The organism is Methylobacterium sp. NMS14P, assembly GCF_028583545.1.
In the GTDB taxonomy this organism is placed as follows: Bacteria; Pseudomonadota; Alphaproteobacteria; order Rhizobiales; family Beijerinckiaceae; genus Methylobacterium.
Genome location: NZ_CP087106.1, coordinates 235236 through 253563, shown reverse-complemented (window position 1 = coordinate 253563; position 18328 = coordinate 235236). Strand labels below are relative to the sequence as shown.

Sequence of the window (18328 nt, the reverse complement as noted above, 5' to 3'; positions counted from 1 at the left end):
CGCTCCCAGCGCCCAACGGCCTCGCGCCGGCCTCGCTTGCCGTGCCGCGAGGCGGCGTTCACGGGCGCTGTGCCGCGTCGCCGCGCTCTCCCATCATCGCCAGCACCTGCGCGGCCCCTTCCTCCGGCGCGATGCGGGACGTGTCGAGGAGCGGTACCCGCAGCTCCTCCGCCAGCGTCCGGTAGCCGGCGATCCGGGCCTCTGTCATGCGCTCGGACGGGTCGGGCACGCCGCGCGCGACCATGCGGGCGATGGTGGTGGGACGGTCTGCCCAGCACATGACGGTGAACGGGCGCGGATCCCAGCCCGGACGATAGGCCGGCGACAGGAGCTGCGAGGCCGTGAACCAGTGTCGATCGAAGACGACCGGTCCCGGCGGCGCGTTGGCGATCGCCGCCGCCACGGCCGCGTGCGCCACGTCGTCGGCCAGAGCGTGCTGCCCCGTCCGGGCGAGGTGGACCAGGATCGCGCCCACCTGACCGCTGAACGGATTGAGCACCGTCGCGCCGAGGGCCTCGGCGACGTGCCGCGCGATGCTCGACTTGCCGGAGCCGTCGAGCCCGTCGACCGCGAGGGCGATCCGCGATGCCTGGGCGGCCTTCTGCTGCGCCCGCGTCAGGTTCGAGGGGTAGATCCGGCCCTCCCGCCGGCCGTGCTCGAGGTAGTGCAGCTGCCCCTGCCACGCGTGCTCGAACAGCGCCGCGAGATCCGGATGCAGCTGGATATAGCCGAGCGCGTCGAAGTCCTCCGGCAGGGACCCGTCCCGGCTCGCGAGGTCGGCCAGACGCAGCACGGTCTCGCGGGGCGGCGTCTCGGACGGGCGCGCCGCCGTGGCCTGTCCCGCGCGCAGCGCGATCGCCTCTCCGACGGCCTCGAGCAGCCCGTCCGCGTAGGTGTCCCAGTCGAGCGCCCGGATCCGTGCCCGTCCCGCCTCGGCGCGGGACGCGGCGCCGGCCGGATCGGTGACGATCCGATCCGCGGCCTCCGCGATGGCCGCACCGAGCACCGCGTCCGGGCCGTCCGGCACCACGAGGGCGGTGACGGCGTCCTCGGCGAAGGCCAGCGTGCCGTGCACGGTCGTGACGAGCGGCGTGCCGCAGGCCATCGCCTCCGCGGCCGGATTGCACCAGCCGGCATGCGCCTCCGCGCTGCAGAACGCGTCGAGCCCGTGATACCACGCGGGCAGGTCGGACTCGGCCAGCGGGCCGTGCACGACGAGGCGGCCCGAGGCCACCAGATCGGCGCGCGCGCCCACGAGTCCCCAGTCCGGGCGTCCGAACCAGTGCAGGGACCAAGCGTCGCCCAGCCTGTCGAGCGCGGCGAGCTGCGCGGCGGGGCGCTTGTTGGCGATGCCGCCGAGCCGGTGCCGCGTGCCCCGTGCGGGCCTCAAGACGGGCGGCGCGAAAAGGCCGGTATCGACCGCACCGACGAGGCGGCGCCACGGCGTCCCCAGGGCGTCGAGGGTCGCATCGTCCCAGTGGTCGTTGTTCGCCACGACGAGGTCCGGCGCGAAGGTCCGCGTGACGCGCGCGTAGGCGTCGCGGCGCGCCGGGGCGTTGAGGAAGTGCTGGATCCGCGCGCCGAAACGCGGGGCCCGCAGGTCCGCGAAGCCCTCGATCGTGGCATCCGGAAATCCGCCGCCCGGCACCATGACGGCGTCCCAGCTCTCCCGCGCGGCTTCCTCGGGGTGCAGGACGCGGTGCCGCGTCTCGAACCCGTCCTCGCCCGTGCCGAGAGTCAGGATGGCGAACGCGTGTCCGCGACGCGCGAGCACGCGCCCGACCCGCTCGAAGCGCAGCAGGCCGCCCGTGAGCGCGAGGTGGTCACAGGCCACGAGCAGCCGCATCACGGGGTTCCTCTGAGCAGGCGCAGGAGGCGTAGCGGTAGACGGCCCCCGGACCTGAAAAACGCGCGGCGGGCATCGAGCGCGTCCTGAAGGTGGTCGCGCGCTCGATGCAGCTCGGCCGCGTAGGCGATCACGCGGTCGGTGCGGCGAACGCTCTCGCGCTCTGTGTCCGCGTGCGCGGCGGCGTCGACGGCGCGTGCGGCCCGCAGGGCCGCGTTCTCCTCGCGCAGGCGGGCGATCTCCGCGGATGCCTCCGCGAGCGCCGCGCGCGGGTCCGCGCCGCTCCGGTCCTCACCGCCGACCGGCAGGCGCGTCGCCGCCGCCCAGTCCAGACCGCGCGCCGTCACATGGTCGCTGACGATCGACTGGAACCGGCTCTCCCGGGCCAGCCGGTCGGCGAGCTGCGCATCGTCCAGGGCGAAACCGAGTCTCGGCAACAGGGCGCGCAGGGCGTCCAGCAGCGTCAGACCGGACGCTCCGCTGGGCCGCCAGTCCGGGGCGTCGGTCAGCGCGTTGACGAGGCCGCGCACGGCGAGATGGCCGGCGTCCAGAGGGACACCGAGGTCCCACTCCAGGTCTATGAACGTGCCGTCCGGGCCCGAGACGAGATTCTTCGGGATGGCATCGAGCGCCCGGGCCGGGAGGATCGTGTCCGGTCCCAGCGGCGCTCCGGCCGCGAAAGTGCGTGACACGGCCTCCAGCCACGTTTCGGCCCAGGCGGCTACCGCGTCCGCGCACCAGCCCTCGCGCGCCAGCAGCGTCTCGAGGCCCGCCGACCAGAGGGAACCCGTCACGTACGTCTCCGACGGCAACAGGTTCGTCACGCCGCCGACCACGGCCGGAAGATCGGGATTGACGCGCGCGCGGCGCACCGCGATCCGCGACCCGGCCTCCGCGAAGGTCACCAGACGCTCGAATTCCGGGCGGCGGCGCAGACCGACGTGGATCGCCAGCCGGTCATCCGGCGGCAGCGGCGCTTCCGACGCCGCAACCGCGAAGGCGGACGCCAGATCGCCGGCGAGCCCCAGATCCGCAACCGGCGCCCACGCGCGCCGCGGCGAGAACAGCGCGCCCGCGGAGGCCGCGGGATCCGGCCCGGCCGCCCCGACGGCGAGCATCCCGGGATCGAACCCACCCGGCCGTGCGAGGCCGCGCTCGGCGACGAAGCTCAGGGGCTGTCTCGGCCCCGGAAACGGAAACCACCAGTCTTGGTGGGACAGGCCGCGGGCAAGCAGGCACCGCTTCAGGCCTGCCCGCGTCGGCAGCCGGGATCCGTCAGACCGGGGACGCCCTTCGAGGCTCGGGAAGCCGCGCTGCCCCGCCGTCTCGGAACCTGCGGCGAGGCCGTGGAGCGACAGGGCGTTGTCGGTGACCAGGACCAGCCGGCCGCCGGGCCGCAGTCGCTCCTGGGCCCAGGCGATCGTCGCGTCGAGCGTGCACTCGGCCCCGTCGTCGCGACGTGCCAGCAGGCCCAGCAGGACGACGGCATCGAAGCGCGCCGAGGCGGGCAGGTCGGCGCCATCCGCCGTGGTGATCACAGTGGCGCCGGAAGCCCAGCGCGCCCGGCTCCCCGCGGCGGCCTTCCGTCCCAGTAGGAGCAGGCTGCCGGTCAACCACGGCAGGAAGGGGTGCAGCACCTCCGCGCACGGCTCGCCCGGTTGGATCGGCGCGCATATTGCCAATTTATCCCGTTCCATACTTCCTGATTGCCAACAGTAGATTGTCCGGATCTTCCCGCGCGACAGGAGATTGGGGGAAATTAAGGTCTGTAATGGACACGCGACAGTTACGTGTCTACTTACAATTGGCATTAACCTGCAAACAAAACTGGCCCGTCTCGCCGAGGTCAATAGGGATGAATTTCGTCAGCGCGATCTCGTTGGCCGGGCCGCACGTGCTGGTCACGAGCACCTTCCCCGATGCGCTCAACAGGAATCCCGGGATCCGGAGCGATCTCGCCGAGGGTTTCGCCGAACTTCTCGGCGCCGAGCGGGTCATGCAGGCGCCTCTGGAGCTCGCGGTCGCGGCAATCCGGGCTTCGCGCCCGGATGTCGTGGTCGCGGTCGGAAGCCTCGTGCCTGATCTCGCGGATCTGCGCGCGCTTCGCCGGGCCGTGGACGCCGTCGGCGCCGTGCTGATCTTCTGGCTGACCGATGACCCGTACGAGTTCGACTACGCCTTCAAGGCGGAACTCTACGCCGACATCGTCGTGAGCAACGATTCCTGGGCGGCGCAGCACTACCGTCACCCGGACGTCCATCACCTGCCGCTGGCGGCAGCGCCCAACCGGCACTTCCGGCCGATCGTCCCGGTCGCGGAGCGGGAGACCGTCCTGTTCTTCTGCGGCGTCGCCTACCCGAACCGCATCGCCCTGATGCGCCGGATCGACGATCTCCTGTGCCGCCACGTCGTGGAGATCCTGGGCGCCGGTTGGCCCGACATGCTCCGATGCGCGGTGAACCGCCGCCTGACGCCGGCGCAGATGGCCGACTACGCAGCGGCGGCCCGGCTCACGCTCAATATCGGCCGCGACCTCGACGTGGCCAATCGCCGGCTGTCGCTCCCGCAGGCGACGCCGGGGCCGCGCACCTTCGAAATCGCCCTCTCGGGCTCGGCGCAGGCGTTCTTCGTGACGGGCCTGGAAGTCTGCGACCTTTTCGAGCCGGATACGGAGATCCTGCTGGTGGACGGCGCGGCCGATATCGCGCGCGCCATCGAGCGGTCCCTCGACGAGCCCGCCGCCATCGAGGCGATCGCGCGCCGGGCGCAGGCGCGGGCGCTGCGCGAGCACACCTACCGGCATCGGGCGGCGCGCCTGCTCGACCTGAGCCGCCTGACGGTCGCGGCCTGATCACGTCACCGCTGACACAGGCACGACCGAGCATGTCCGACCTGTCGATCCTGTTGCTGGACACCGAGCCGCGGACGCACAACCGCTACCTCGTGCTCGCCATCGCGGACGCGCTGCGCCGCCATCCGGCGGTCGGCCGGGTCCATGTCGGCGGGCACGGCGACGCCGTGGCCACCTTCGTCGAGCAGGGCTTCGATACCCTGATCGCCTTCGGCGGCGCCCGGGCACAGGCGCCGCTAGTCGGGCGGCTCGCGGGGCTCGCCCGCACCAGCGTGCTCTGGACCACGGAGGATCCGTACGAGCGCGCGGCGAACGTGCGCGGGTCGGCGGCCTTCGATCTCGTCTTCACGAACGACCGGGCCACGGTCCCGGCCTACGGTGGTCGGGCGCACCACCTTCCGCTCGGCGCCTCGTCGCTCTTCCACGATCTCGCGGTGATCGAGGACGACGCGCGCTACCGCTACGATCTGCTCTTCATCGGAACGGCGTGGCCGAACCGGGTCGCGACCCTGAACGCGCTCTCCGCCAAGCTGCCGCGGGATGTGAAGTTCAAGCTGGCACTGCCGTGGAACGAGCATATCGGGCCGCCCGAACTCGCGGACGACGCGCTCGTCACGGATTGGCGCTGCGGGAACCGCGACTTCGCGCTCCTGGCGAACCGCAGTCGCGTGGTGCTGACCCTGCCCCGGATCTTCTCGTCGGCCCGGGCCGATCAGGCGACCGGTTCGACGCCGCCGCCGCGGCTGTTCGAGACCGCGCTCGCCGGCGGCTACCAAGTCGTGGTCTCGCCCGAGCCGGAGACGGCCGCGTACTACGCGCCCGGCGCCCAGATCGCCCTCTGCGGCGACGAGGCCGGTGCGGTCGAGGCGATCCTCACGGCCCTGACCGACCCGGAGGCCCGCATCGCGCGCGCCCGCGCCGCGCAGGCCCGGACCCGCGCCGAACACCTCTACGACCACCGCGTGGCGACCATCCTGGACGCGGTGAGCGACCACCGGCGGACGCCGGCGCGTCGGCCGCACCAAGCGCCGGCCGCGATCCGCACGGTCCTGATGCTCACCCACAACCGGATCGGGCATCGCCCCGGCGGCGGGGTCGAGGTCTATCAGGAACTGCTGACCGAACTCGGCGAGCCGTACCGCATCCTGTTCCTGTTCCCCGTCTTCGGCGACGGGCGCTGGTCGCTGCGGCTCGAGGGCCCCGGGATCGCGGAGAGCTTCGCCTGCGGCCCCGTCACGCCGCCGCTCTCAACGGACCCGTTCGTGGAGGCGCTCTTTCAGCGATTGCTGTTCGAACATCAGGTCGACCTCGTCCACATCCATCACCTGATGCACGTCCCGCTGTCCCTGCCGCTCATCGCGCGGGCCTGCGGCATCCCCACCGTCTATCACCTGCACGATCATTTCCTGATCTGCGAGCGCTGGCTGCTGCTCGATCACACCGGCCGGTTCTGCGACGTGGTCAATCGTGGCGCGGACCAGTGCGACGCCTGCCTGGTATCGGGCAACAACTATCCGCCCGGCTCGAAGGCGCGCCGCGACGGCATGATGACCCTGGTGACCGACGCGATCGACGCGTTCGTCACGAGCACACCGGAGACGGCACGATACCTCAGGCGCTACTTTCCCGGCATTCCCGCCGAGCGGATCGTCGAGATCCCGATGGTGGCGCCGAGCGCCGCGCCCGCCGAGGCGCGGTCGGTCGCCCGGCGCAAGCGCGACGCCGATCGGCTGACCGTGGCGATCCTCGGCAATCTCGCGGCCCACAAGGGCGGGCAGCAGGCGATCAACCTGATCCGCAGCTGCGAGGCCTATCCCATCCACTTCAAGGTGATCGGCCGGATCGACGACCAGTACCGCGACGCGGTCGCGGCCTTCGGATCGGATCAGGTCAGCGTCACCGGCGCCTACGAGCAGCACGCGATCGGCGGCCTGCTGGCCGGGTGCGATGTCTCGCTGCACCTCTCGACTTGGCCCGAGACGTTCGTGATCGCGCTGACCGAAGCGTGGCAGGCGGGCCTCGTCCCGATCGTCGCCGATATCGGTGCCCTGGCCGAGCGCGTCGAGGACGGAATCGACGGTTTCAAGGTCCCGACTGACGACGCCGGCGCCGTCCGGGCGCGTCTCATCGGCCTGCACTACGACCGCGCACGCCTGGATCGGATGCGGGCCCTCATTGGCCGAAAATCCTTCCCCGACGTCGATAGTCACCACGTGTCGGTGCGCGTCCTCTACGAGCGCCTCATCGAGGCGCGGCCCCTCCGCCACGGACGGGTGCCCAGCCACCTGCGGCACGGGTTCGACCTGCGGCTCGAGACCTTGGGTCTGCGGACGAACGCTGCCTCGTGGTCCAGCGCCGCGATCCAGTGGGACGAGGCCACCCATCCTCCGGCCGCGCCGACCGCCGCCGCGGGCGCACGGGCGCGCCCGGTGCCGGAACCGCCCGACGAACTCCGGCGCCTGACATCGAGGCCGATCCGGCGCAGCGAGTGCGGCTGGAGCCTCGACGTGCTGCGCACGGACGAGCGCCTCAACCGGAGCCTGGATCTCTCGTCGGTCGTCGCGCGGGCCTCCGTGTTCCTGCGCGGGTGGCTGCACGTATCGGGACCGGCGCCGAAAGCGATCTACCTGCGGCTGACAGGCCGCAGCGGGACATCGTGGGTCGCCCTTCAGAACGATCTGCGTCCGGACGTGGCCAAGTGGTATGGAGAACCCGCCGCCGCGACGTCCGGCTTCACCGGCCAGATCGACGTTTCGGGACTGGCTTTCGGACGCCACGCGCTCGCGATCGTCCAGGTCGCCGACGGCTGCCTTCGGATCCTGGACGACGTCGCGTCGATCTTCATCGCACCCGACGCCGAGCCGCCGGTACGCTTCGTTCCGGAGCCGCGCCAACTCGTCGGCGGGCCGCCGCACAGTCCGATCCTGCACCACAGTCTCCCCGACACCGACGACGCGCCGCAGGTCTCACCGGGGCAGCTCTGGGCCGCGGAAGTCGCGTTCGCGGGAACCGCGCCCAAGCTCGGCAAGGACACGCTGGCGGTGTTCCGGGGCACCAATGGTCAGGCGTGGCGGGCGCCCGTCCTCAAGATCGATGAGCGGACGGTGCGCATCACAGCCTCCGTCCCTCACATCGATCCGGGTGCCTACACGGTGTCGCTCGCCGAGCCGCACAACAGGACGTTGCGGACCCTCGCGACGCTGTTCCGCGCGCAGGTCGCGCGTTCGGAATGACGGGGAACACCCGGCGGCCCGCCGTCTATCGCCGATGCCCGCCTACCAAGCCGCGACCCGCTGACCGCCGAAGATGCGCGCGGTCGGCAGTTCGAAGATGAAGTAGGGGTTGAGTTTCGGCGGAGCGGCGGCCTCGTCCAAGCGGGCCTGCTGTTCGGCCGTCAGGACGACGTCGAGGGCGGCGATGTTCTGCTCCAGCTGCTCCGGGCGGCTCGCCCCGACCAGGACCGAGGCGACGCCGGGGCGTCGCGCGACCCAGGCCAGCGCCACCTGCGCCATCGGCCGGCCGACCTCCGCGGCGACCACCCGCAGCGCGTCCACGACGGCGAAATTCGCCTCGGTGAACAGCATGCCGCCGAAGGGATTGTCGCCGTTGAGCCGGCCGTCGCTGCCGCCCTCGGCCGCGTCGCCGCCCCGGTCCGGAAGCGAGCCGGCCGGCCCGGCCTGTGCGAGCTTCTCGCGCCCATACTTGCCGGTCAGAAGGCCGGCCGCCAGCGGACTCCAGGGCACCAGCCCGAGCCCGAGGGCGCGGCCTGCCGGCAGCACGTCCAGTTCAACGCCCCGATCGAGGAGCGAGTAGGCGTATTGCAGGCCGACGGGTTCCGGCAGGCCGTGGGCGCGGGCCAAGGTGGCGATCTGCGCCGCGTACCAAGCGGGCGCGTTCGAGAACCCGTAGTACAGGATGTCGCCGCGCGCGACGGCGTCGGTCAGCGCCCGGAGGACCTCCTCGGGCGGCGTGGTCCGGTCCCAGACATGGGTCCAGTACAGGTCGATCCAGTCGGTCTTCAGGCGACGCAGCGAGCTCTCGAGCCCGACCCGGATGTTCCGCGCGCTGTTGCCCCCGGCGAGCGGCGTGCCCTGCGCGCGCGGGAAACCGGACTTCGTCGCGATGACAACGCGGTCGCGCAGACCGCGCGCCGCGATCAGGTCGCCGAGCATCGTCTCGCTCGCGCCGCCCGAGTAGACGTCGGCCGTATCGAGGAAGTTGCCGCCCGCCGCGACGTAGCGGTCGAAGATCGCCGCCGAGACCGCCGCGTCGCTGCCCCAGCGGGCGGCGCCGAAGGTCATGGTGCCGAGCGCCAGCGGGCTCACGGCCAGGCCCGAGCGTCCGAGGGTTCGATAGTGCCGCAGATCCATGGTCGCACCTCACTGTTGAGGAGCGGGACATATTCCGGCGCGCAGCGCGGCATTAGCCGTATCGTTCCGCATGCGCTTGTGAGCATGGTTCAGGAATGCGGCGCGGCACCCTCGACGATCTGGCGGCCTTCGCGGCGGTGGCGCGCCATCGCAGCTTCACGCGGGCGGCGGCCGAGATGGGGCTGTCGGCCTCCGCTCTCAGTCACACGATGCGGGCGCTGGAGGCGCGTCACGGCGTGCGTCTGCTGGCCCGCACCACCCGCAGCGTCGCGCTCACGCCGGCCGGGGAGCGGCTGCTGCGTTCGGTTGCCCCCGCCCTCGATGACGTAGCCCGGGGGCTCGACGCGCTGGCCGACTGGCGCGGCGCGCCCTCGGGCCGGCTGCGCCTGACGACCTTCGCGTACGCCGCGCGGGCGATCCTCGAACCGCGGCTGCCCGCCTTCCTGATCGACCATCCGGCCGTCTCGGTGGAGGTTGTCGTGGACGACCGCCTCACCGACATCGTCGCGTCCGGCTTCGATGCCGGCATCCGCTTCGGCGAGACGGTCGAGCGCGACATGGTGGCGGTGCGGGTCGGGCCCGACCTGCGCACGGTGGTGGTCGCGACCCAAGACTACTTCGCCCGCCACCCGCGCCCGGAGAGTCCGGCCGACCTGGACGCGCATCGCTGCGTGAACTACCGGCTCGTCGGCGGCGGAGGTTTGCTGCCCTGGGAGTTCGCCCGCGACGGCCGCGAGATCCGGGTGCGCGCGGCCGGCCAGCTCGTCGTGAACGACGGCCAGCTCGCGGCCGCCGCGATCCGGGCCGGCGCGGGGCTCGGCTACATGCTGGAGGACGAAGCGGCCGACGATCTGGCCGCCGGCCGGCTCGTCCAGGTGCTGGACGCGTGGTGTCCGTCGTTTCCCGGATGTCACCTCTACTACCCCGACCGGCAGGTCACGCCCGCGCTGCGGAGCCTGATCGACGCCCTGCGATGGCGGGAGGCGCCGTCGCCGCGCCGCCCGTGAGACCGCGCCCGCGGAGCCTCGCCGCTCAGGCGCCCCGCCAGTCGCGAGCGACCTCGGCCGCGAAGGCGCGGTAGCTGCGGGGCCTGCGGCCGAGCAGCCCGGCGAAGCGCTCCACCGCGGCCTCGGTCGCGACGGCGCCGTCCTCCTGGTAGCGGCGCATCATCACCCGCAGGTCGTAGGCGAGCCAGGCGGGCGCGAAGCCGCGAAGCCGCTGCTCCAGCCCGTCGAGGTCGTCGCCGCCGTAGCGCACCGCGCGCTCGAGGGCCTGAGCCCAGATCTCCGCCAGCGCGTCGCCGGTCAGGGCCTCCGGCCCGACGACGTCGTAGGTCTCGGCAGCCAGCCTCTCCGGCGCCCGCTCTCGGCGCAGCAGCGCGATGGCCGCCGCCTCGGCGATGTCGCGCGCGTCGACCATCGAGACGCCGGCCTGCCCGAGGGGCACGCCGAAGGTGCCGGCCCCGAGGAGCGGTTCCTTCTGGGCGAGGTCGTTCTGCATGAAGTAGGCGGGCCGCAGCACCGTGGCGGGCAGGTCGAGGGCCGCGATCATCCGCTCGACGGCGTGCTTGCCGGTGAAGTGCGGAGCGTCGACGTAGGCCTCGCTCTTGAAGACCGAGAGGTAGACGATGCCGCGCACGCCCGCGTCGCGGGCGAGGCTGAGCGCCGTGATCGCCTGGGTCAGCTCGTCCGGCACGTTGGCGACGAGGAGGAACAGGGTATCGACCCCCGCCAGCGCCGCGCGCATCGCGTCGATGTCGGCGGGATCGCCGCGGACCGCCTCGACACCCGACGGGAAGCGCGCCGTCTCGGGCGCGCGCGTCAGAGCGCGCACGGCGGCGCCCTCCGCGACGAGGTGATCGATGACGGCGGAGCCGATACGGCCCGTGGCACCGGTGACGAGGATGGTCATGACGGATCTCCTGGATGCGGGGCGGTCCGGGGCGGGCCGCCGATGACCCGAAGATGCGCTGTTCCCTTTCTGAGCCATAGACGGCAAGATCGGGACTGGGTGTCCCGTATCTGGAACAGCGCATGGACCTCGCGGCGCTCGCCGACTTCAACCTCGTCGCCGGCCACGGCGGCTTCGGCCGCGCCGCCCGGGCGAGCGGGCGGCCGAAAGCGACGCTGTCGCGCCGCGTGGCCGAGCTCGAGGCGAGCCTCGGGACGCGGCTGATCGAGCGGGGCGAGCGCAGCCTGCGCCTGACCGAGGCGGGGGCGCTCCTCCACGCCCGCACGGGGCCGCTGCTCAGCGAGATCGCGGAGGCTGGCGCCGTCGTGGGCGGCGGCCTCGACCGGCCCCGCGGGCGCCTCCGGGTGAGTGCGCCGCTGCTCCTGTCCGACACGCAGCTCGGGCGCGTCGCGGCCGCCTTCGCCCGCGCCTGTCCCGAGGTCGAGCTGGAGATCTGCTCCGAGGACCGGTTCGTCGATCCGATCGAGGAGGGGTTCGACGTGATCATCCGGGTCAACCCGAAGCCGGACGAGCGCCTCGTCGGGCGCTGCGTCCTGCGGGACGAGCTCTGGCTGGTGGCGCCGCCCGATGTCCTACGTCCCGAACCGTCGGCCGGGACCGGCGCGACGCCCTTACCGGCGGCGGTGCGCTGGGCGCCGCGTCAGGACGAGCGGTGGCAGGTCCATGACGGCCGGGCGCGCCGGTCCTACGCGCCGGTGCCGGTCCTGCGCCTGTCCTCCCTGCCGATGCTGCGCGACGCGGTGGTGGCGGGCGCCGGCGCGGCCCTGCTCCCGCGCTCGCTGGTCGGGGGCGACGTGGCGGCCGGACGCCTGACCTGCTGGGGCTGGCTGGAGGGTCCGCCGACGGAGCTGTGGGCGCTCCACACGTCCCGACGGCTGGTCAGTCCCAAGGTGACCGCCTTCGTCGCTCACCTCGCGGCCGCGCTCTCGACGGATCTATCCGCCCACCGCTAGAGCCGTTCCCGCGCGGTCGGGACGATGGCGCTAGCCGAGCCCGTGCCGAACGAGGCGGGGGCCCCCTCTCCCGCGCGGGAAAGGGACAGGGTGGGGGATGCGACCTCTCCGGAAAGACCGGGTCCCTCACGCCAACGCTCTCCCGTACGGGAGAGGGGGCATGCGCGGCGGCGTCGACCGGGGACGCCTGTCGTCCTGACGGATGCAACGCGATCGGGTGCGCCCCTGATCCCTCCGCTCGGGATGAGGCGACGCCTTCCGCGGCGACCGTCCGCCTGCGGGGCAGTGCATCATCCGCCGTTCGGCGCATCGCCAGGCCGCGGCGGCTCGGACGAGCCCGGCGGGCCCGCCATGGTCCGGCCGAGCCAGTCCACGAACGCCGCTGCCGGCCCCGCGGGCGGCAGAGCGCGCACGAGAACGAAGTACCGGAGTCCGGTCATGACGGCCTCGCCGCAGGCGGGCACCAGACGCCCGTCGGCGCGGTAGGGCGCGACGATCAGCGATCGCCCGAGCGCGATGCCCGAGCCGCCGAGCGAGGCCCGCAGCGCCAGCTGCGCGAGGTTGAAGTAGAGGTTCTGGATGCGGCCGTCCCGGGGCGGCCCGTGGACGCGCATCCAGAGATCCCACTCCTCCGAGACGGTCGCGGCGGCCTCCCACGGCGTCGCGTCGTGGAGCAGGACGACGGCGCCGCCGGGCTTCGCTGCCGCGGCGTCGCGATAGGCCGGGGCGCAGACCGGGTAGACCGGTTCGGGATGGTCGAAGACCACCGTCGCACCGGGGGGCGGCGCCGGGCCGTAGCGGATCGCCACGTCGATGCCGGACTGCGCCATGCGGCCCGGATCCAGGTCGTGAGTCTCCCCGAAGACGGCGACATCGATGTCGGGATGCGTGTCGCTGAAGGCCTTCAGTCGGGGCGCCAGCCACTCCGAGGCCAGGGAGGGAATGCAGCTGATCCGCAGCGTCTCCCGGCCCTCACGGCGCTCCGCCCGGAGCAGGGCCTCGCCCATCCCGTCGAAGCCGCTCCGCGCCGCGGCGAACAGATGGTGGCCCTCCGCGGTCAGGCGGAACTCCCGGGCACCCCGCTCCAGCAGCGGGTAACCGAGGCGCTGCTCTAGCCGCTGGATCCGCTGCGTGACTGCGCTCTGCGTGACGGCAAGACGATCACCCGCCTTGGCGAAGCCGCCCGCCTCCACCAGGGCTCGGAAGAAGAACAGGTCGCCGGCGAGGCGCGCGTCGAGCCTCACGGGCATGCGCGATCATAAGCTGGCCTAATAGACCGCGCCAGAGAATATAATTGGCCGCCTCCGCGTCTTTCGCGCAGGTTCGGCGCGCACCTATCGTGCAGGATCGGAAGCGCCATGGCAGCGGCCAGCGAGATGCAGACCCGACCGTCGGGTGACCGGATTCCGGACGCGGTCAGGCGCGCCAGTCCCACGATCTGGGCGAACCCGGCGCTGGCCGGCACCGCGTCCGTGCTGCCCGGGCTGGCGATCGGCCGCGCAGACGTGGACGGGGCCGCGGCGCGCTGGCAGCGGTTCGCGCCGCTTCTGGCCCGGCTGTTCCCCGAAGAGGGCGCCGGCCGGATCGACTCGCCGCTCGTCCCGCTCGAAGGCCCGCTGTCCCGAGACATCCTGGACGGCGCCGACGGGCGCGTGCTCGTCAAGGCCGACCACGCCCTGCCGGTGACGGGCTGCATCAAGGCGCGCGGCGGCGTCTACGAAGTCTTGGCCTACGCCGAGGAATTGGCCATGCGGGCCGGGCTCCTCGCCGAGGGGCAATCCTACGCGGCCTTCGCCGATCCGGGATTCCGCGCGCTGTTCGCCCGCCACGTCATCGCGGTCGGCAGCACCGGCAACCTCGGCTTCAGCGTCGGCCTGATGGGGCGCGCGCTCGGCTTCGCAGTCGAGGTCCACATGTCCCACGACGCCAAGGCCTGGAAGAAGGAGCGCCTGCGCGAACTCGGCGCCCGCGTCGTCGAGCATCGCGGCGATTACGGCGCCGCGGTCGCGGCGGCGCGCGGCGCCTTTGCCGGCCGTGCAGACGCCCACTTCGTCGACGACGAGGATTCGGTGGATCTGTTCCTCGGCTACGCGGCCGCGGCCCTCGACCTGCAGCGGCAGCTCGCGGAGGCCGGGATCGCGGTGGCGCCGGCGCGTCCCCTGTTCGTCTACCTGCCCTGCGGGGTGGGCGGAGCGCCGGGCGGCGTCGCCTTCGGGCTGAAGCTGCTGTTCGGTGACGCCGTGCATCCGGTCTTCGTCGAGCCGGTGGCGTCCCCGTGCATGCTGGTCCAGCTCGCGGCCGGCCTCGACCGCTCGGTCAGCGTCTACGATGTCGGTCTCGACAACCGCACGGCGGCCGACGGGCTGGCCTGCGCCTCCGCGTCGATGCTCGTCGCCCGGACGCTCGAGAAGCTCGTCGCGTCCGTGGTCACGGTGCCGGACGACGCGCTCTTCCGCTGGCTCAAGGTGATGTGGATCGAGGCGGGCCTTCGCCTGGAGCCCTCGGCGGCGGCCGGCTTCGCGGCGGCCGGGCGCTTCGCCGCCACGCTGCCCGCGGAGGCGCGCGCCGGCGCCACCCACGTGATCTGGACGACCGGCGGCGCTCACCTCCCGGCCGAGGAGTTCGAGGCGGCCCTCGCCCGCGGCTGAGGCGCGAGCCGGCGCGTCGATATCGGCGCGGGATCGGAGAGCGCGCGGCCCTCGGCGCCGCGTGAACGCGCGGCCGAGTCCGACTTGGCAGACCTGCGCGGGGTTCCGGCTCCGCGCGCGCTTTATCGAACCGGAGCCAGACCATGGACCCCGCCCAGCCCGCGCGTCCGGGCCGACCCTATCTGGGGTTCGCGCTGCTCTACGCCGCCTACTGCATCTCCTACGTGGACCGCGCCGCGATCGCGCTGGCCCTGACCCAGATCGGGCGGGAATTCGGCCTCAGTCCGACCGAGTACGGCGTCGTCCTGAGCGTCTTCTTCTTCGGCTACTCGCTGATGCAACTGCCCGGGGGCTGGCTCGCGGACCGGTTCGGCTCGAAATACGTCGTTATCGGCACGGCGGTCGCGTGGTCGATCTTCACCGCGATGACCGGGCTCGCGTGGTCGTTCACGTCCCTGATCGTGATCCGGCTGATCTTCGGTCTGGCCGAGGGCGGTTTCCCGGCGGCCTGCATCAAGGCGGTCTCGGAGCAGTTCACCGGACCGGCACGGCCGAAGATGTCGTCGCTGATGATCTCGTCGAACTATGTCGGAAGCCTGCTCGCGCCCCTCGTGATGGCCCCGCTGCTGATCTACTTCGGCTGGCGCCACGCCTTCTTCTTGGTCGGCGCCGCGGGCCTGATCTTCGGGCTCGTCTATCACCGCCTGATCCCGCATCGGCCGCCCGCGAAGGTCCCCGGCGCCGCCCGCGCCGGACGCGGCCCGTCGGCCCCGGCGCGCGAGCTGCTGCGCAACCCGCTCCTGTGGCAGCTGATGCTCGTCTGGTTCGGCCTCGGCTGCATCAACAAGGGCCTCGACGCCTGGATGCCGACCTACCTGCTCCAGGCGCGCGGCCTCGACCTCAAGGCGGTCGGCCTGCTGACGCCCCTCCCCTTCGTCATGGCGAGCATCGCGACGGCGATCGGCGGCTGGGTCATGATCCGCTTCTTCGACGGCCGGGAGAAGTACATGATCGTGGTGAGCACGATGCTGACCGGGATCTTCCTCTACCTGATGTACAGGGCACCGACCATCGCGGGCGTGATCACCTTCCAGTCGATCACCTACTTCTTCAAATCGTTCGTCTTCGCCGCGGCCTTCGCCCTGCCGACCAAGCTCATGCGCGACGACCAGATCGGCACCAGCGTTGGCATGGTCAATCTGGGCGGCCAGTGCGCCGGCTTCATCGCGCCGCTGGTGATGGGCCTGCTGGTCGATCATTACGGCACCTACGACGCCGCGTTCGACTTCCTGCTGACCGCCGCCGCCGTCGCGACCCTGGTCGCCCTGACGATCCGCAGCCGCTCCACCGCCGCCCTGCCGCAGGCGGCTTGAAGCGGGGTTCTTGCGATCCGCACGTTGAATTCCGAGGGAGATCCCGCCGTGACCGACCTTTGCGACCTGTCCGCGGTTGACCTGCGCCGCCTCATCGGACGCGGGGAGATTTCCCCCGTCGAACTCCTGGACTCGTGTCTCGACCGGATCGCTCGGATCAATCCGGCAGTGAACGCGGTGGTGACCCTCGACACCGAGCGGGCGCGGGAAGCGGCGCGGCGAGCGGAGGCCGCGGTCCGCGGCGGCGAGCCCCCGGGCCCGCTCTACGGCCTCCCGGTCGGCATCAAGGACACCGAGGACACGGCCGGGCTGCGCACGACCTACGGCAGCCCGATCCACGCCGACAACGTCCCGGCCCGGGACCTCGGCGTCGTCGCGCGCCTGCGCGCGGCCGGGGCCATCGTTCTCGCCAAGACCAACACGCCCGAATTCGCGGCGGGCGCGAACACGCGCAACACCGTCCACGGTGCGACCGGCAACGCCTTCGATCCGACGCTCTCCGCGGCGGGCTCGTCCGGCGGCTCGGCGGTCGCCCTCGCCTGCGGCATGGTTCCGCTCGCGTCCGGCTCGGATACCGGGGGGTCGCTGCGCAACCCGGCCGCCTACGCGGGGATCGTCGGGATGCGCCCGTCCTCCGGCCTCGTCCCGAACGAGCGTCGCGGGCTCGGCTGGGCCAATCTCCCGGTGAACGGACCGATGGCCCGGACGGTCGGCGATGCCGCCCTGATGCTCGGTGTGATGGCCGACGACGATCCGCGCGATCCCCTCGCCTACACGCTGCCCGGCGAGCCCGTGCGCGGGCGCGCGGATCGCTACGACCCGCCGCGCGCGCTCGACCTCGGCACGCTCCGCGTGGCGTTCACGGAGGATTTCGGCTTCGCGCCGACCGAGCAGCACGTCCGGCGTGTCTTCCGCCACCGGGTCGCGTCGCTGTCGCCGCTCTTCGCCGCCGCCGAGGCGGCGACACCGGACTGCACGGGGGCGGATGAGGCCTTCGCGATCCTGCGGGCCGCGCAGTTCCTCGCGCTTCACCTCGACAATTACCGCACGCGGCCGCAGCTGCTCGGGCCGAACGTCCGCACGAATGTCGAGGAAGGCCTCGGCTACACGCTCGCCGACTACGCCCGGGCGGCGAGTCTCCAGACCACGATCTACCGGACCTTCGTCGACTTCTTCGAGCGGTACGACCTGCTGATCAGCCCGACCATCACCCTGTCGCCCCGGCCCTGGAGCGAGCTGTACCCGACCGAGATCGACGGTGCCGCCACCCGCTCTTACTTCCACTGGCTGGCCCTGGCCTACGGCGTGACCCTGGCCGGCCACCCGGCGATCAGCCTGCCGCTCGGTGTCGACGAGGCCGGCCTGCCCTTCGGCGTACAGGTCGTGGCCCGGCGCGGCGGCGATGCCGCCCTGCTCGCGGCGGCGGCGGCCATCGAGGCCCACTGCGCCGGCCGACCGGAGCTGACCCGTCCGAGACCCGACCTCGCGGCACTGGCCGACCGGGCGCCGATCGCGCAGAGCCCCGGCTTCCTCGATCTCGGCTGATCGACGACGCGACGCGGGGCACCCCCCCGAACCGGCCGGCGGTCACTCCATCAGGTCGGTCAGAGCCCCGATCTCGTCGGCATTCTTCCAGACCGTCTCGCAGCCGATCACCTTGTCGGTGGCGTCGATGGTCAGCGTGAACGCGGTGGGGACCCGATCGGTCCCGACGAGCCTGAGGCGGACGCCCCAGCGCGACATGTCGTGCACCACGCAGGGGATGGCGGGATGGCCCGCCACCGTGATGCGACCGTTCAGGTTGACGGATACGCGCCGGGCGTTGCGCTGGTTATCCATAAGTACTCCGCGCTCAAGCGCCGGAGACTAGGCCGCGACAGTTCAATAAGCGGTTCACAAACTGAGGTTAATTGCGCTGAGAACCCGCGTCAGGCCGACTTAGTCCGGGGCTCTCGGTTGCCGGCTGGGAAGCCACCGGGAGACGAAGGGCAGCGGCCGCGCCGCGCCGGGTCGAGCGCCGGCATCCCCGAGCGCTTCGGCGTCCGGCAGCAACGACGCGATCAGATCGAGGAGCTTCTCGCGCTCCTCCCCGGTGAACAGCACGAGGAACGACCCCAGATCCAGCTGCACTTCCGGCGCGTCATCCCCGGGGCGATGGGAGACGTAGGGCTGCCCGGTCTGGACATCGCGCGTCAGGGCCCAGCGGTCGCCACCGACACCGACGTGGAATTCGCGCGCGATCCGTGGGGCCTGTTCAATCATCGCTCATCCAGCGCGCGATCAGCGTGCAATCTTCGATGAAATAGAGTGCATAAT

At 72.2% G+C, this 18328-nt stretch carries 14 protein-coding genes; 7 read left to right on the top strand and 7 right to left on the bottom strand.

Annotation, left to right across the window (positions count from 1 at the left end; all coding sequences use genetic code 11):
* Nucleotides 1–58: 58 nt before the first annotated feature.
* Nucleotides 59–1846 carry a glycosyltransferase family 4 protein gene (locus LOK46_RS01200; protein WP_273562107.1) on the bottom strand — a complete coding sequence of 596 codons (1788 nt, stop codon included), beginning with the start codon at nucleotides 1844–1846 and terminating at the stop codon, nucleotides 59–61.
* Nucleotides 1846–3543, bottom strand: coding sequence for a hypothetical protein (locus LOK46_RS01195; RefSeq protein ID WP_273562106.1), 1698 nt, complete (start codon nucleotides 3541–3543; stop codon nucleotides 1846–1848). The genes LOK46_RS01200 and LOK46_RS01195 overlap by 1 nt, the downstream gene beginning before the upstream one ends.
* A 74-nt stretch (nucleotides 3544–3617) precedes the next feature.
* On the opposite strand from LOK46_RS01195, the gene LOK46_RS01190 reads away from it, so the two are divergent.
* Nucleotides 3618–4697 (top strand): glycosyltransferase family protein, encoded by a 1080-nt coding sequence (locus LOK46_RS01190; protein ID WP_273562105.1) that lies wholly within the window; start codon nucleotides 3618–3620, stop codon nucleotides 4695–4697.
* A 32-nt stretch (nucleotides 4698–4729) separates the two neighbouring features.
* Nucleotides 4730–7930, top strand: coding sequence for a glycosyltransferase family protein (locus LOK46_RS01185; protein WP_273562104.1), 3201 nt, complete (start codon nucleotides 4730–4732; stop codon nucleotides 7928–7930).
* Between the two features lie 42 nt (nucleotides 7931–7972).
* Here the strand turns inward: LOK46_RS01185 and LOK46_RS01180 are convergent, their stop codons facing one another.
* Nucleotides 7973–9067: an aldo/keto reductase gene (locus LOK46_RS01180; protein ID WP_273562103.1), complete on the bottom strand. Its 1095-nt coding sequence runs from the start codon at nucleotides 9065–9067 to the stop codon at nucleotides 7973–7975.
* 95 nt (nucleotides 9068–9162) lie between these two features.
* On the opposite strand from LOK46_RS01180, the gene LOK46_RS01175 reads away from it, so the two are divergent.
* Nucleotides 9163–10074, top strand: a complete 912-nt coding sequence (locus tag LOK46_RS01175) for a LysR family transcriptional regulator (protein WP_273562102.1) — start codon at nucleotides 9163–9165, stop codon at nucleotides 10072–10074.
* Between the two features lie 25 nt (nucleotides 10075–10099).
* Here LOK46_RS01175 and LOK46_RS01170 read toward each other — a convergent pair whose 3' ends face one another.
* Complete coding sequence (locus LOK46_RS01170; RefSeq protein WP_273562101.1) at nucleotides 10100–10978, bottom strand: SDR family oxidoreductase; 879 nt, start codon at nucleotides 10976–10978, stop codon at nucleotides 10100–10102.
* A 122-nt stretch (nucleotides 10979–11100) separates the two neighbouring features.
* Here LOK46_RS01170 and LOK46_RS01165 point away from each other — a divergent pair, with 122 nt between their 5' ends.
* Nucleotides 11101–11991, top strand: a complete 891-nt coding sequence (locus tag LOK46_RS01165; RefSeq protein ID WP_273562100.1) for a LysR family transcriptional regulator — start codon at nucleotides 11101–11103, stop codon at nucleotides 11989–11991.
* Between the two features lie 290 nt (nucleotides 11992–12281).
* Here the strand turns inward: LOK46_RS01165 and LOK46_RS01160 are convergent, their stop codons facing one another.
* A complete protein-coding gene (locus tag LOK46_RS01160) occupies nucleotides 12282–13241 on the bottom strand; it encodes a LysR substrate-binding domain-containing protein (RefSeq protein ID WP_273562099.1) in 960 nt (319 codons plus the stop codon).
* A gap of 108 nt (nucleotides 13242–13349) precedes the next feature.
* On the opposite strand from LOK46_RS01160, the gene LOK46_RS01155 reads away from it, so the two are divergent.
* From LOK46_RS01155 to LOK46_RS01145, 3 genes are all read left to right on the top strand, one after another.
* Nucleotides 13350–14639, top strand: coding sequence for a D-serine ammonia-lyase (locus LOK46_RS01155; RefSeq protein WP_273562098.1), 1290 nt, complete (start codon nucleotides 13350–13352; stop codon nucleotides 14637–14639).
* 143 nt (nucleotides 14640–14782) lie between these two features.
* On the top strand, nucleotides 14783–16012 hold the full coding sequence (locus LOK46_RS01150; RefSeq protein WP_273562097.1) for an MFS transporter: 1230 nt from the start codon (nucleotides 14783–14785) through the stop codon (nucleotides 16010–16012).
* A gap of 48 nt (nucleotides 16013–16060) precedes the next feature.
* Nucleotides 16061–17557, top strand: coding sequence for an amidase (locus LOK46_RS01145; RefSeq protein ID WP_273562096.1), 1497 nt, complete (start codon nucleotides 16061–16063; stop codon nucleotides 17555–17557).
* A 42-nt stretch (nucleotides 17558–17599) separates the two neighbouring features.
* Here LOK46_RS01145 and LOK46_RS01140 read toward each other — a convergent pair whose 3' ends face one another.
* On the bottom strand, nucleotides 17600–17851 hold the full coding sequence (locus LOK46_RS01140; RefSeq protein ID WP_273562095.1) for a PilZ domain-containing protein: 252 nt from the start codon (nucleotides 17849–17851) through the stop codon (nucleotides 17600–17602).
* Nucleotides 17852–17950: 99 nt separating this feature from the next.
* Entirely contained in the window at nucleotides 17951–18274 is a 324-nt protein-coding gene (locus LOK46_RS01135; protein ID WP_273562094.1) for a hypothetical protein, read from the bottom strand.
* Between the last annotated feature and the right edge of the window lie 54 nt (nucleotides 18275–18328).